The organism is Arthrobacter sp. JUb119, from assembly GCF_024807995.1.
In the GTDB taxonomy this organism is placed as follows: domain Bacteria; phylum Actinomycetota; class Actinomycetes; order Actinomycetales; family Micrococcaceae; genus Glutamicibacter.
Genome location: NZ_JANUFE010000002.1, coordinates 94593 through 108488 on the forward strand (window position 1 = coordinate 94593; position 13896 = coordinate 108488).

Below are 13896 nucleotides of genomic sequence, written 5' to 3' on the forward strand. Positions count from 1 at the left end.
CCAATGATGGCAACATTGAAGATGATGAGCCGCGAAAAGAAACCCATGAAGGCAGTGATGTTGCGCCTGCGCAACGGCTGGCCAATGCCCCTGGCGTTGCAGGGGGTCTTCGAGATACTGCAATCCGTGGTCTTTTGCCTTGCCCTGATCACCCTGCCGCTGGTCGCCGTCTATTTCAGCGGAGGCTTCCTCGAAGACTCGTTTGAGGCCATCTTGCAGTTCGGCGGCCTCATTTGGCTGCTTATCCACGGCGTGCCGGTGGAGATCCTGAATCTCGGCCCCGAAGCTGACCCCAGTTCAGTGACCGGATGGGTCACGCTGATCCCGTTGGGACTATCGCTGTTGCCGTTCTTGTTCTGCTTGCGTGCAGGACGGCGCATCGCTCGCGCTTCCTACACCGACCAGCTCTGGCAAGGGCTGCTCGGCGCCTTCGTGGCCTACGGGGCCATCGGTACCGGTATCGGGTTCCTCGCCAATAACGCGCATGCGCGGGTCAATATCATCGCGGCGACCTTCATTCCGCTGATCATCGCGCTCGTGGGCCTGATCATTGGCGCGCGGCGCGAAGCAGGCTCCTGGGCTCGCCTTTTCGGTGTCGATACGGCCGCCTATATCCAGCGGATCTCACCGCATCGCCGCTGGGCCGGATCCTACGTATGGCATGTGATCGTGGCCGGGTTCCTCGGCTATGTCGCTGCCGTGGGAATCTCCGGATTGCTGCTGGCCATCAACCTGGGCGTGCACTGGACCGACGTCGCCAACGTGTCGCAGGAGCTGCGCCCCGGCCCGATCGGCTCGGCCGCGCTGACCACGGTGCAGTTGTCCTTCATCCCGAACGCAGTGTTCTGGGTCTTGTCCTGGATCAGCGGTGGCGGTTTCAGCATCGGTACCGGCAGCACCCTGTCCACCTTGGAAACCACGGTGGGTCCGCTGCCGTCGATTCCGATGCTGGCTTCCCTTCCTTCAGGAGAGATGGCCCATCAATGGCTGTTCCTGCTGATTCCCGTGGCCGCGGGCATCGTGGCCGGCTGGTACTTCTTGCGCGTTGGCGAGAACCACCTCGAAGACTGGTTTGCCCGTCGCATTCCGTTCAATGCCCTGTCGCTGGCGGCATCGACCGCGTCCTTGGCGGTCTTCACCGGCATTGTCTGCGGGCTGCTGAGCCTGATCGGTTCCTGGCTGTCATCCGGCTCCCTGGCCATTGGGCGACTGGTAGAGATCGGCCCGAACATGTGGGCGACCGCAGGTGCCCTGGCACTGCAAATCGGCGTGGGCACCGCGATCGGCTACCTGATTGCCCCGCTGTTCGAGACCGACCCGGTACTCGAAGGCTAGAGGCTTGCCGCTGTTGGCCTAGGTCAGGCTGGCCAGGACCAGCGGATCGCCATCGGGGCGGTTGATGGTGATCGTCCCCAGCACACTGGCAGTCGACTCCTCCATCACCAGCAGCACCGAATCATTCTCGGCAACTACCTGGATATCCTCGGCTTCAAGTTCGGGATGCTCGGCGCGAAGCTCGGAGATGGAGTTCTCCACCGTCACGTCGCTGATGCCAGCCGGCATCAGGTAGGTGACGGTCTTGAAGCTGTTTTCGCCGCCATCGACCTTGAGCGGAATACCGTTCTGGACCACATAATCCATCGTCGGGCAGGTGGTCCCGGCGATCTCGTAATCGCCATCTTCTTCCACGGGCTTGGGAACGGCGATCATGCACAGCTGGCCTTCGCTGCCTACTGCGACGTAGTGCCTGCCGAAGTCCGAGGTGGCCAGCAGGTGGCGGGTTTCCGCGTCGTAGGACTCGGTATCCTCAAAGCCTTCAGGAAGCTTGTCTTCATCATCCTGCGTTTGCACCAGAAGCGGCATGTATTCTTCAGCCGATGGGACTGGAGCAGCGGATTCACCGGTCTGCGGAATCCCGGCAGAACACGCAGTCAAGGACAGCAGCCCGGTGAAAGCCAGTGCAGAAATTTTCCCGAAATATGCCTTGGGCATGACTGCCTGGCTCCTTATGTAGAACTGTTTTCGCGCGTACGCCAAGAAGTCTAGCCAAAGGGCAGTGCACCTGCCATTTGGCCCCTTCGTTTGTGTCGGGCGCGCCTAGCTGGTCTGCGGAGCCAGATCCCACAGATGATGCATGACGTCATGCCAGGCATACTGATTCAGCGTTTCAATGGTAAACGCGGCACCGTTCGAGCGCAGGCCGCGGCGGGAATACTGCGCCGGGTCGATGCTCGACAGCTTCGCGGCGTAGCGGGCGGCGCTTTCGCGCAACAGCTCGGCGACCTGCCCTGCAGGCAGCGAATTGTAATTTCCCTCGTCGGCGGCCCGGTCCTGGTCCCAGTTGGGGAACTCCGGGTCATCGTGCTCAAGCATCAGGTCCAGGCGCCCGGTCATCACCTGCAGCATTTCGGCGACGTGGGCCACGTACTCCTGGTCGCTCCAGCGGGCAGGGTTCGTGCGGGTCTGCGCATCGGGGCGCGCGAGTACCTCGATGTAGCGGTCCACGCACACCGGAAGCTGGGCCATGGCATCGCCGGGCGAGATGCCGCGCACATCGACGGCGCACTGCGCGCACACCGCATCCAGGACAACGGTCCAGTCCTTGCCGTCGGGAACTATCTGGCTCATCAACTTCTCCACTTCGAATGGCGCTCTTACGGCCAGTCTAGGGCCGGCGCGGCAACGGTGCCGGGAAAAGGCTTGCGGATCGAAACGCCATGCAACATTGCGTCCGGGATGAAGCGCCGGCCCCGGCGAACCGTAGAATTGAATTCATGCGCATTGTGGTTTTAGTTTCAGGTACCGGTTCTAATCTCCAGGCAGTCATCGATGCAGTGGCCGACGGCCAGCTGGACAATGTCGAGATTGCGGCCGTGGGAGCGGATAAGCACGGCACCTACGGCGTGCAGCGTTCGGCTGAAGCCGGAATCGAAACGTTCGTCGTGAACTTCAAGGACTACGCGGATCGCGGCGAATGGAACCATGCGCTCACCGGAAAGTGCTTGTCCTACGCCCCGGACTATGTTGTCTCCTCCGGTTTCATGCGCATCGTCGGCGAGGAATTCATCAACGCCTTCGACGGCACCTACATCAACACCCACCCTGCGCTGCTGCCGTCCTTCCCCGGCGCCCACGGCGTGCGCGATGCGCTGGCCTACGGCGTGAAGGTCACCGGCTGCACCGTGCACATTGCCGATGCCGGGGTCGATACCGGTCCGATCCTGCGCCAGGAAGCCGTGCCGATTGAAGAGCACGACACCGAGGAATCGCTGCATGAGCGCATCAAGCTCGTCGAGCGCCGCCTGCTCATTGCCACGCTCGCCGATCTCGCCAAGGGAAAATAGGGCGCTGCCCACCGCGTAAAATTGGTGGGGAGATGACTGAACCTACGCCGCTGCCCTTGCAGGCACCAGAAACCGAACTGTTTACCGAAGCAGAACTATCCGCCGCTTTGAAGGTCCTGTCGGTGGTGCACCAGCTGGATCCCGAGGATGAACGGCACATTGCCGTGCGCAGGGCCACCAGCAATATGTTCAAGGCGGCCAAGCGCTACCGCAAGTCCCAAAAGCGTGCCGAGATCAGTGCCGCGGACAGGGCAGTGATCGAGCGCACCGCCACCGGCTCGCCGCAACGGCTGGATGACGAAACCCTCGGCCTGGACCTGAGCAGTTCAACCGGAAGCGCAAGCGCCGGGGAATTCCGCAAGCCGCGTGGCTGCTACATCTGCAAGCAGCGCTACACCACCGTGGATGCCTTCCACCATTATCTTTGCCCTGACTGCGCCGCACAGGGACGCGAACGCAGAGACGCGCGCGCGGACCTGAGCGGCAAGCGCGCCTTGCTGACCGGCGGGCGAGCCAAAATCGGCATGTACATCGCGCTGCGGCTGCTGCGCGATGGAGCCCACACCACCATCACCACGCGTTTTCCCAAGGACGCCGCACGGCGCTTCGCGGCACTGGAGGACAGTGCCGAATGGATGCACCGGCTGCGCATTGCCGGCATCGACTTGCGCGACCCGGCACAGGTCATCTCCCTGGCCGACCGCGTCGCTGCCGAAGGACCGCTCGATATCCTGATCAACAACGCCGCCCAGACCGTGCGGCGCACGGCCAACTCCTACCAGCATCTGGTCGAATCCGAGCAGCAGCCCCTGGCCGCGCAGTTGCTGCCTGGCAACGGGGGACCGGAGCTGTGGGGCGAAGCGAACCCGCCCTCCGAGCATCCCAAGGCCCTGGCCAGTGCCTTCAGCCTGGAAGAATCAGCACTGCTGGCCCCTGCGGCATCGGAAAGCTACGATGCGCAGCAACTGGCAGTTCTGGCCATGCGGGCCGGCTCCGCATCGCTGGAACGAATCGCAGCGGGAACCGCAATCGATGCCGGGGGCTTGATCCCGGACGTGGTGACGGAGAATTCCTGGACGCAGATCCTGGGTGATGTTGATGCCCTGGAAATGCTCGAAGTGCAGTTGTGCAATGTCACCGCCCCGTTCCTGCTCGCTTCACGGCTGCGCCCGGCCTTGGCCGCCAGCGGGGCCCGGCGCAAGTACATCGTGAACGTCTCGGCGATGGAAGGCCAGTTCTCCCGCCGCTACAAGGGGGCCGGGCACCCGCACACCAATATGGCCAAGGCCTCGCTGAACATGCTCACCCGCACCAGCGCGGAAGAGATGCTGAAGACCGACCGGATCCTCATGAGCGCGGTGGACACCGGGTGGATCACCGATGAGCGCCCGCATGATGCGAAGGTCCGGAAAGTTGCCGACGGATGGCACGCCCCCTTGGACCTGATTGATGGCGCGGCCCGGGTGTACCAGCCGATCGTTGACGGGGAACGCGGCATTGACCTGTTTGGCTGCTTCCTCAAGGACTATGAGCCATCGCCCTGGTAGGGGTCGGCGGAATCCTCCCCGGCTAGGACGCCAAGCCCGGTGATACCAACGGCCAGGGCGTAGGCGGGGTCGGATATGCGGTTGCTCCGGACGGGAGACTGATCCAGTGATTCCCGCAAGCCAGGACCGTGGATTGCAGCGGGGCTGGCCCTTCGCACGCCATGGCGTGCGAAGGTCCAGCCCCGGAACCCGCGGTTACCTGGCCAGGGCGAAGCGCAGGGTGCGCACTTCGAAAGCGCCCAGCTTCAGCGGCACTGCACCATCGGAAAGCTCGAGGACTTGCCCCGCCAGCTCATCTTCCAGCAGGCTCGCGGTGGCTGCAGACAAGGCCTGCGCGTTGACCAACAGGCTGCCGCTGGCACGGCGCCCCAGGGATTCATAGACCCGCACCACCAAATCGCCGGAGTGGTCCGCAGCCAGCTTCACGCTGGAAATCACCAGGCCTTCGCCGGTGACCGATACCAGCGGGTCCACGCCGTGGGCGCCTTGGACGACGCGCTCTGCGCTGTTGAGCAAGGCGCCGGCTTCTGTTGCCAGGGCCACGTCCGCGCCGATGACCAAACCGTAGCGGTGGGCCTGCAGGCCTTGGTCGGTTTCAGGATCCGGGAAGCGCGGGGCGCGCAGCAATGACAGGCGCATGGTTGTCGTGACGGCCGCGTCCTTGGCATCGCGGGTGACATCGAATCCGTAGATGGAATCATTGACCAGTGCCGCGCCGAAGCCGGGTTCCTCGGCTAGCACGAAGCGGTGCATGGAAGTTTCGAACTTCGCCGCTTCCCAGCTGGTATTCACGTGGGTAACGCGCTTGTGGTAGCCGAACTGGGTTTCGGCAATTGCATGCTCGGCACGGATATCCAGCGGGAAGGCGACCTTGAGGAATTTCTCTGCCTCATGCCAATCGGTACTCTGCGAGATCTGCACGGTCCGCGAGCCTGGCGCCAGCGATAGTTCCTGGACCAGCGTGGATTTGGAGAAGCTGCGGGCAATCGTGATGACCTGGCTGCCGTCCTCGCGCGATGACAGCTCCAGGCTATCGAGCTCGCGCAGGTCGGTGACCTGGTTGCGGTAGTACTTGTCCACGTCCCAGGCATCCCACATGTTCGGGAAGTCCTGGTGCAATTGCAGCAGGTTCGCTTCCTGGCCCTCGGCAATAGTTTCACGGCCGGTAGCCAGATCCACCGCGGAGGCAATCAGGCCCTGGGCATTGACCGCCACCCGGATGACCGAGTTATCCAGGATGTAGCCGCCATCGGCTGCCGTTGCCCGGACCGCGGAAACAGGAACGGCTTCCACTTCCTTGGCCTGGCCGAAGGCCAGGTTATTGCGCGTGAACGCCGCACCGTTGAATGCAATAGGGGTGGAGCCCTCGCCAGCCAGCTGCTGCTGGGCGGCGCGGATCAGCGCCTCGGCCTGCTCGATGACCTGGGCGTAGCGTGCCACCACTTCGCGGTGCACCCAGGCGATGGAGGTGCCGGGCAGGATGTCATGGAACTGGTGGAGCAGCACGGTTTCCCACAGTTCGTCGAGCTGCTCGTACGGGTATTCGGCCCCGGTGCGGATGGCTGCGGTGGCTGCCCACAGTTCGGCCTCGACCAGCAGCTGCTCGGTGCGGCGGTTGCCCGACTTGGTCTGGTGCTGGCTGGTCAGCGTGGCGCGGTGCAGCTCCAGGTAGAGCTCTCCCACCCATACCGGAGGGTTGGGCACCTCGGCCTTGGCCCGGTCGAAGAAGTCGTTCGGGTGTTCCCACCGGACTTTGGCACTGCCTTCCAGGTTGGCCAGGCGCTTGGCTTTGCCGGTCATTTCCCGGGTGGTGCCGCCGCCGCCATCGCCCCAGCCGACCGGTGCGATGGAGTTGTTGGCAAGCCGGGCTTCGCGGAACTGGCGCGAGGCCTTGGCGACTTCCTGCCCGGAGAGCTGCGAGTTGTAGGTGTCCATCGACGGGAAGTGGCTGAATACGCGCGAGCCGTCGATGCCTTCCCAATCGAAGGTGTGGTGCGGGAATTTGTTCTGCTGGTTCCAGGAGATCTTCTGGGTGAAGAACCATTCGAAGCCGGCCCGGCGCATCAGCTGGGGCAGGGCAGGGGAGTATCCGAAGGAATCGGGCAGCCATACGCCCTTTGAAGCGATGCCGAATTCGTCGCGGAAGAACTTCTGGCCGTAGAGGAACTGGCGGACCAGCGATTCACCCGAGGGCATCACGGTATCGGACTCGACCCACATGCCGCCCAGCGGCAGGAAGCGCCCGTCGGCAATGGCCTTCTTCACCCGATCCCAGACCTCGGGGCGATGGGTCTTGAGCCACTTGTACTGCTGGGCGCTGGACATGCCGTAGAGGAATTCTTCCTCGTCGCCCAGCAGCTCCACCATCGAGGAGCAGGTGCGGGAGACCTTGCGGATGGTTTCGCGCAGCGGCCACAGCCAGGCCGAGTCGATATGCGAGTGGCCGATCGCGGAAATCTGGTGCGCGCTGTGCTCGGCTGGGGCGGCCAGGACCTCTGCCAGCTCCTTGCGGGCGGCCTGTGCGGTCTCGGTAATCCGCTGCAGGTCGAGCACGTCCAACGCGTTGTCCATGGCCTGCAGGATCTGCATCTTGCGCGGGCCGGCCGGCAGCTGCTCTTGCAGATCCAGCAGCACTTCCAGATCCAGCGACAACTCGTGTACTACGGATTCAAAGACCGCCAGGTCCATGCGGCGGGTGGTGTACAGCCGGCGCGAAGACGAGGTAAGGATATCGCCCTGCTCGGTGGGGAGGAACGGGTGGTAGTCCAGCAGCACCGGGTTGGATGCCGCTTCCAGGTACAAGTCGATGACCTCATCGCCTTCGGCCTGACCGGCAATGGGCACCCACTGGTTGCGCGGGTTGATCGCCTTGATGGTGATGCCGTCCGGCCGGTAAACCAGGCCCTCGCACTGGAAGCCGGTCATGTTGACGTCAAATCCCAGATCAATCACGGCTTCCACCCGGCGTCCGGCCCAATGCGCCGGAACCTGGCCCTGCAAATGGAACCATGTGGTGCCCCAGGCCGCGCCCCACGGGGTACCAACCTCTGTGGGCTGGTAGTCCAGTGCAAGGCCCTGCGCAGGAGCTATCGGCTCTCCTGGCAATTCGTGCCAGGAGAGGGCCAATGGCATGGTTTCCGAATATATCGCTGGAAGGATACGTTCGGTCAGAACGCGGCGGACGCGTCCGGTGGTCAGGGAAATGTCGTCGTGCATGAGGGCCTTCCGTTTGTGCGCTCAGCGGAAAATGAGCTCCCCTGCCAGACTACCGAAAAAATAGATGCTGAGTTGGTGCAACTCGCGATCCCCGGTGGAGCGGGGTACTCAGGGGATGCCGTCCTCGCCACCCGTTACGTCCTCGGTGAGAACATCGCGAACGAAGTCGCCACCGAGCGGTTGTGGATTCCACCGTTCCAAGGCCCACGTTCCGCCGATGCCCAATTCCAGCAAGGAGCCACCGGTATTCTCGATATGCAGCTCTGCGGCATCGGCAGGCGCCATCTTCGTAGCCCATGCGCTGAAGACGCGAATGGCGGCACCATGGCTGAATACCGCGACCGTGCCGGAGTAGTCCTGTGCCCGGGCGATGGTTTCCAGGGCCTTGGAATATCTTTCAATGAAGTCGTAGCCGTTCGGCCCGCCGGACATCTTCTGCTCCCAGTCGCCATGCATCCACGAATGCAGGCACATGCCGTAGGCATAGCGTGAGGCCTCGTCGGCCTGCATCTCCAAGGTCCCGGCTGAAATCTCCTCGAGGCCGTCAATGACCTGCAGCTTCTGTCCGGTGGATTCGCTCAATGGCTGGGCCGTCAGCTGCGTGCGGTTCAGCGTCGAGGCATAGATGGACTGCAGCTGCCCGCCACTGAATGCCTGCGGCAGGGCACGAGCCTGGCGATGCCCCAGCGGAGTGAGGCTGGCACCCGGGTAAGCGGTATCAAGCTGCCCGGCAACATTCGATGGGGTTTGTCCGTGCCTGATGAGCTGAAAACGCATATCCGAGGATTCCTTGGCCTTGAGGTTCTAGATCCTAGGGATAGCACGGTTTCTGGAAATGCGGAATGGCTGGGCGCGGGCGCGGGGAGCAAACTTTTAGTTCTGGAAAGTTGATTTCCGCTTCGTCAGAGCACTGCCTGTCCGCTATCGTGAAATCGTCAGGTGGCAAGTCGTGCGCCAGAATTTCCTTCAGATCGGATTCCACTCATGCGTTCAGATGCTCTTCGGCGACGTGAGAACATCCTTCGAGCAGCTCGTGAATTATTTGCAGAACACGGCGCCCAGATTGCGATGGAAACTATTGCAGAGGCCAGCGGAGTGGGCATCGGCACACTGTATCGAAACTTTGCTGACCGGAATGCGCTGGTTGAAGAAGTCACCCTCGGCACGCTTGGGGATATCCGAATCGCTTCCCAATCAGCGGTTCAGCGGCTTGAAGACGGCGACACGGACGCTTGGGAAGTTCTGCTTGGCACGCTGGTCCAGCAGAATCTCGGGGCACTGAGCGAAGCACTCGGGCTGCAACTGCCAAAGAAGATCAGCCCCCGCATTCTGGAGGTCCAGGCACAGGCCGGCCAGTCCCTGCACTCCGCCTTGGACTTGGCCAAAAACGCGAATTTGGTCCGCAAAGACGTAACGGAGATAGAACTGATTGCCACCATCGGGGCCATGACCCGTCCACTGCCGCGGGCCTTCAGCAAGAGCCAACCTGGTTTGGAGGACCGCATCGTGCAGATCATGCGCGATGGCTTGCGCCCGCAAACTACGCAGGACTAGCAAATGCCAGCACCAGAAGGTGCTGGCATTCGCCGCTGGCAGATGATCCTTAATCCAAACTCATGCCGCGGGTTTCTGGAGCGAATCGCGACATGAAGACGACGGCTACCAGCACCAGCGCAGTCGCGCCGGCAAAGAGCCAGCCCAGCCCGACCACTGGCCACAGGGCCGCGAAGAGCAGGGGACCGAAGCCGGCGGCAAAGCGGGACATGGTCGAGGCCCAGCCGAAACCGCTGGCGCGCAATTCGGTGGGGTACAGCTCGGAAACGTAGGCATACAGCACCGGAATAGCGACCTGGACCACCACGCCAAAGACCAGCACCCAGGCGATCGCGGTCGCTGGGATATGCAGGTTCTGGGCTACGATCACAAGCACGATGCCTGAGATTGGCGCGGAGATCGCCAGCAGCCATTTACGGCCAACCCGCTCCACCAGCAATGCTGCCAGAACAACGCCCACCAGCCCCATCAGGGCCATCACCGCGGTAGCGAAGAACGACGCTGACTGGGCCATTCCGGCCTCGGTCAGAATCGATGGCAACCAGGTCAAGGCCAGGTAGTAGACCAGCAAAATGGTCATGAACAGCAGCCAGCTGGTGGCGGTGATCTTCCAGGAGTACCGCCACAGCGAAGCGACCTGCTCCCACCAGCGCGGAGCCTTTTCCAATTCCACAGGTGCAATTACGTACTCGCGCTCAGTGGCCCCGGTGCGTTCCACGAGCTGGTCGATGACCGCACGGGCCTCGGCGTCGCGGCCCTTGGCTGCCAAGAACAGCGGGGATTCGGGCATGGAGCGTCGTACCAGGTACACCATGAACGCGGGCAGGATCATGACCGCCAGGATCAGCCTCCAATTATCGGCGGTGGCCATCACCCACCCGGAAACGAAGAAGGACAGTGCCGCGCCCACCGGCCACCAGCCATCCATGGCGGTGAGCACGCGTCCGCGCAGCTTGGCAGGGGTGAACTCGCCGACGAGCGCATAGTCCACCGGGATGCAGCCTCCCAGGCCGACGCCGGCCAGGAAGCGGAAGGCGACGAAGAAGCCGAAATTCGGGGACAGCGCGCCGAGGATGGTGAATAGCGAGAACATCAGAAGCGTCAGGCTGAAGGCGTTCTTGCGTCCATAGCGGTCGGCGATCCCGCCCCAGAGGAAGGCGCCCAGGGCCATGCCCACCAGATTGGAAGTGCCCAGCAAGGCCGCGGTGGGACGGTCAAGCCCCCACTCTTCGGCGACCAATGGAATCAACGCGCCGTTGAGGGTCACGTCCCAGGCATCGAACATGAAGCCGAGTCCGCCGATAATGAAAATGGTGCCCTGCACCTTCCATTTGAACGGCAGCTCTTGCACGATCGATGTGCCAGAAGGCAGGGGTGCGGAAGACACAGTGGTGCACCTTTCGGTGTGCGAGCAGAAATGGTTTGTACCGCGTGAAGCATAGCCGAAAACCAGGTTGCAGGTGTAGCTCTCTACGCTTCTTCTCCCGCCACGTCAAGGCCTGTTGTCTGCGCCGGCAAGGGGGTAATCTCTGGACATGGGAGTAGATTGGACCGCTCTCGAAGAGGCTATACGGGTGACTGCCCTTCGACACGCAGCGGAAGTGATAGCTGGACACCCCGACCAGGACTTCTATGCCATTGCCTTGCATGGAGTCAGCACCGAGGAAAGCGAAAGCATCGCCATGCCGTTGCTGGCCTTGAACTCGGTGCAGGCCCTGGAACGAGATCGCCTCACGGAGTCTCGCGAGCAATTGGTGGAACGCGGTGAAGACGCCGATGAGCCTGCCGATTACGAGGACCGTCCCGATGCCGACGGCGATGGAAGCCTTGAACCTGAAACCGTCACATTGGAAGACGATTCGCTGCTGATCACGGATTCCGATGATGAAGACGAAGACGAGCCGGATGACGAGGATTCCGACGGGGAAGATCTCGACGATGTCTTGGCCTCCTTGGAAGCGGATCTGGAAGACAGCGACGAGGAGAGCTTCTACTCGGATAAGTGGGAACCCAGCGATTGGCACTGGTCATCCATTGATTTATGCGAAGATCCCGCGGCCACGCTATGGTCCGAGGCGATGACCGGACTGGCAGCGCGTGATGGCTGGGAACCTACTATTAAGCGCTACTATCACACGCTGGTTGCGGTAGCCCGGTCGTTGCGCGAAGAGTTGGGCGAACGGACCAAGGCAGATCTCGTGGCCTATGTCGCAGATGAAGAACATGCAGAAAAACTTCTGCAGCTTTGCCTGACTGACAAGCAGCTTTCTTCATATTTCCCGCACCTTTCCTCATTGCCGGAAGGGGCTTGACACGAACTGAAATTCCGGTGCCTTCCTTGGTTAGAATGAAGGCGGTGGCCTCTGCGCTGCCCGCCCCATTCATTCTCACCGCCGGGAGAAAAATTTCGTGAGTAAGACCGTGCTGGACAAAGTCGCTATCCGTCGCGCACTGATTTCCGTCTATGACAAGACCGGCTTGGAGGAGCTGGCCGCTGGATTGCACGCCGCAGGCGTGCAGCTGGTATCCACCGGATCCACAGCCAAGAAAATCGCTGCCGCTGGAATTCCCGTGACCGAGGTCGAGCAGGTGACCGGTTCCCCTGAAATGCTCGATGGCCGCGTCAAGACCCTGCACCCGCGCATCCACGGCGGCATCCTTGCGGACCGCCGCGTCACCGAGCACATGGACACCCTCTCCACGATGGATATCGAGCAGATCGACCTGGTGGTGGTGAACCTGTACCCCTTCGTGCAGACCGTCGCCTCGGGTGCCTCGCAGGATGAAGTCGTCGAGCAGATCGACATCGGGGGCCCAGCCATGGTCCGCTCGGCAGCGAAGAACCACGCCGCCGTTTCCATCGTGGTTGATCCAGTTTTCTACCCGCAGGTCATCTCAGCAGCAGCCGAGGGCGGCTTCGATCTGAAGACCCGCCAGCGCCTGGCCGCCAAGGCCTACGCTCACACCGCAGCCTACGACACCGCGGTAGCTTCGTGGACCGCAAGCCAGTTCCTGGATGAGGACGGCGACGGCGTCATCGACTGGCCAGCCTACGCAGGCGTGGCCCTGCAGCGAGCCGATGTGCTGCGCTACGGCGAAAACCCGCACCAGCAGGCAGCACTCTACGTTGACGAAGCCGCTCCAGCCGGCATCGCCCAGGCTGATCAGCTGCACGGCAAGCCAATGAGCTACAACAACTACGTGGACGCAGATGCAGCACTGCGTGCCGCCTACGACTTCGAGAAGCCGGCTGTGGCTGTGGTCAAGCACGCCAACCCTTGCGGTGTGGCCGTCGCTTCGGATGACGCTGCAGATCCAATCGCTGATGCGCACCGCAAGGCCCACGCTACCGACCCGGTGTCCGCATTCGGCGGCGTCATCGCCGCCAACCGCACGGTCACCAGGGAAATGGCAGAAACCGTCAAGGGCATCTTCACCGAGGTAGTCATTGCCCCGGACTTCGAGGCCGAAGCGGTGCAGATCCTCTCCGCCAAGAAGAACATCCGCCTGCTGGCCCTGCCAGAAGGCTATGGCCGCAACAAGAACGAGTTCCGCCAGGTAAGCGGTGGCATGCTGGTCCAGGCCGGCGACAAGATCGACGCCGAGGGCGACAACCCGGGGAACTGGACCCTTGCTGCCGGCGAAGCAGCTGACGCTGCTACCTTGGCAGATCTGGAATTCGCCTGGAGCGCCGTGCGCGCTGCCAAGTCCAACGCGATTCTGCTGGCCAAGAATGGTGCAGCAACGGGCATCGGCATGGGCCAGGTCAACCGCATCGACTCCTGCAAGCTGGCCGTGGAACGTGCCAACACCCTGGGCGTGAAGGTCGAGTCCGGCGCGGATGCAGCCGGTGGCGCTGAGAACGCTGACGCGGCTGCTTCGGAACAGCGTGCCGTGGGCTCCGTGGCCGCTTCGGATGCGTTCTTCCCATTCGCCGACGGCCTGCAGATCCTGATCGATGCCGGAGTGAAGGCTGTCGTGCAGCCCGGTGGTTCGGTGCGCGATGAGGAAGTCATCGCGGCAGCGAACGAAGCCGGTATCACGATGTACTTCACCGGTGCACGCCACTTCTTCCACTAGTCGATCCGCGTCGTGAGGAAGGCTGCTGCCAAGACATCCAAATGTCTTAGCAGCAGCCTTCTTCGCTTGCTGGCAAGCTGCCAGCAGATAGGCACCAAGCTCACTATGACGGCCGCCGTATGCGGGCTCTGCTCCCGTCCTCGGTGCAAAGCGGC

At 62.5% G+C, this 13896-nt stretch carries 11 protein-coding genes; 6 read left to right on the forward strand and 5 right to left on the reverse strand.

The window, feature by feature from the left end; all coding sequences use genetic code 11:
* Positions 1–3 precede the first annotated feature (3 nt).
* On the forward strand, positions 4–1335 hold the full coding sequence (locus M2368_RS06490; RefSeq protein ID WP_286172070.1) for a cell division protein PerM: 1332 nt from the start codon (positions 4–6) through the stop codon (positions 1333–1335).
* Positions 1336–1353: 18 nt separating this feature from the next.
* Here M2368_RS06490 and M2368_RS06495 read toward each other — a convergent pair whose 3' ends face one another.
* On the reverse strand, positions 1354–1992 hold the full coding sequence (locus M2368_RS06495) for a hypothetical protein (RefSeq protein WP_498724212.1): 639 nt from the start codon (positions 1990–1992) through the stop codon (positions 1354–1356).
* 105 nt (positions 1993–2097) lie between these two features.
* Positions 2098–2628 carry a DinB family protein gene (locus tag M2368_RS06500; RefSeq protein WP_498724213.1) on the reverse strand — a complete coding sequence of 177 codons (531 nt, stop codon included), beginning with the start codon at positions 2626–2628 and terminating at the stop codon, positions 2098–2100.
* A gap of 146 nt (positions 2629–2774) precedes the next feature.
* On the opposite strand from M2368_RS06500, the gene purN reads away from it, so the two are divergent.
* Both purN and M2368_RS06510 read left to right on the forward strand, forming a co-directional pair.
* On the forward strand, positions 2775–3344 hold the full coding sequence (gene purN, locus M2368_RS06505; protein ID WP_133833195.1) for a phosphoribosylglycinamide formyltransferase: 570 nt from the start codon (positions 2775–2777) through the stop codon (positions 3342–3344).
* A gap of 32 nt (positions 3345–3376) precedes the next feature.
* Positions 3377–4891 carry an SDR family NAD(P)-dependent oxidoreductase gene (locus tag M2368_RS06510; RefSeq protein ID WP_498724214.1) on the forward strand — a complete coding sequence of 505 codons (1515 nt, stop codon included), beginning with the start codon at positions 3377–3379 and terminating at the stop codon, positions 4889–4891.
* Positions 4892–5086: 195 nt separating this feature from the next.
* Here M2368_RS06510 and M2368_RS06515 read toward each other — a convergent pair whose 3' ends face one another.
* Both M2368_RS06515 and M2368_RS06520 read right to left on the reverse strand, forming a co-directional pair.
* Positions 5087–8107: an alpha-mannosidase gene (locus M2368_RS06515; protein WP_498724215.1), complete on the reverse strand. Its 3021-nt coding sequence runs from the start codon at positions 8105–8107 to the stop codon at positions 5087–5089.
* A 108-nt stretch (positions 8108–8215) separates the two neighbouring features.
* Positions 8216–8884, reverse strand: coding sequence for a histidine phosphatase family protein (locus M2368_RS06520; RefSeq protein ID WP_498724216.1), 669 nt, complete (start codon positions 8882–8884; stop codon positions 8216–8218).
* Between the two features lie 207 nt (positions 8885–9091).
* Here M2368_RS06520 and M2368_RS06525 point away from each other — a divergent pair, with 207 nt between their 5' ends.
* Positions 9092–9661: a TetR/AcrR family transcriptional regulator gene (locus M2368_RS06525; RefSeq protein ID WP_498724217.1), complete on the forward strand. Its 570-nt coding sequence runs from the start codon at positions 9092–9094 to the stop codon at positions 9659–9661.
* 49 nt (positions 9662–9710) lie between these two features.
* Here M2368_RS06525 and M2368_RS06530 read toward each other — a convergent pair whose 3' ends face one another.
* A complete protein-coding gene (locus tag M2368_RS06530) occupies positions 9711–11048 on the reverse strand; it encodes an MFS transporter (RefSeq protein WP_402735694.1) in 1338 nt (445 codons plus the stop codon).
* Between the two features lie 148 nt (positions 11049–11196).
* Here M2368_RS06530 and M2368_RS06535 point away from each other — a divergent pair, with 148 nt between their 5' ends.
* Both M2368_RS06535 and purH read left to right on the forward strand, forming a co-directional pair.
* Complete coding sequence (locus M2368_RS06535) at positions 11197–11973, forward strand: hypothetical protein (RefSeq protein ID WP_498724219.1); 777 nt, start codon at positions 11197–11199, stop codon at positions 11971–11973.
* A 97-nt stretch (positions 11974–12070) separates the two neighbouring features.
* Positions 12071–13741, forward strand: coding sequence for a bifunctional phosphoribosylaminoimidazolecarboxamide formyltransferase/IMP cyclohydrolase (purH, locus tag M2368_RS06540; RefSeq protein ID WP_498724220.1), 1671 nt, complete (start codon positions 12071–12073; stop codon positions 13739–13741).
* The last annotated feature ends 155 nt before the right edge of the window (positions 13742–13896 follow it).

What these genes read in the sequence shown, in the direction of transcription:
- M2368_RS06495 (WP_498724212.1), bottom strand. Translation starts at nt 1,992, where the DNA reads ATGCCCAAGGCATATTTCGGGAAAATTTCTGCACTGGCTTTCACCGGG.
- M2368_RS06525 (WP_498724217.1), top strand. Translation starts at nt 9,092, where the DNA reads ATGCGTTCAGATGCTCTTCGGCGACGTGAGAACATCCTTCGAGCAGCT.
- M2368_RS06510 (WP_498724214.1), top strand. Translation starts at nt 3,377, where the DNA reads ATGACTGAACCTACGCCGCTGCCCTTGCAGGCACCAGAAACCGAACTG.
- M2368_RS06500 (WP_498724213.1), bottom strand. Translation starts at nt 2,628, where the DNA reads ATGAGCCAGATAGTTCCCGACGGCAAGGACTGGACCGTTGTCCTGGAT.
- purN (WP_133833195.1), top strand. Translation starts at nt 2,775, where the DNA reads ATGCGCATTGTGGTTTTAGTTTCAGGTACCGGTTCTAATCTCCAGGCA.
- M2368_RS06535 (WP_498724219.1), top strand. Translation starts at nt 11,197, where the DNA reads ATGGGAGTAGATTGGACCGCTCTCGAAGAGGCTATACGGGTGACTGCC.
- M2368_RS06490 (WP_286172070.1), top strand. Translation starts at nt 4, where the DNA reads ATGATGGCAACATTGAAGATGATGAGCCGCGAAAAGAAACCCATGAAG.
- M2368_RS06520 (WP_498724216.1), bottom strand. Translation starts at nt 8,884, where the DNA reads ATGCGTTTTCAGCTCATCAGGCACGGACAAACCCCATCGAATGTTGCC.
- M2368_RS06515 (WP_498724215.1), bottom strand. Translation starts at nt 8,107, where the DNA reads ATGCACGACGACATTTCCCTGACCACCGGACGCGTCCGCCGCGTTCTG.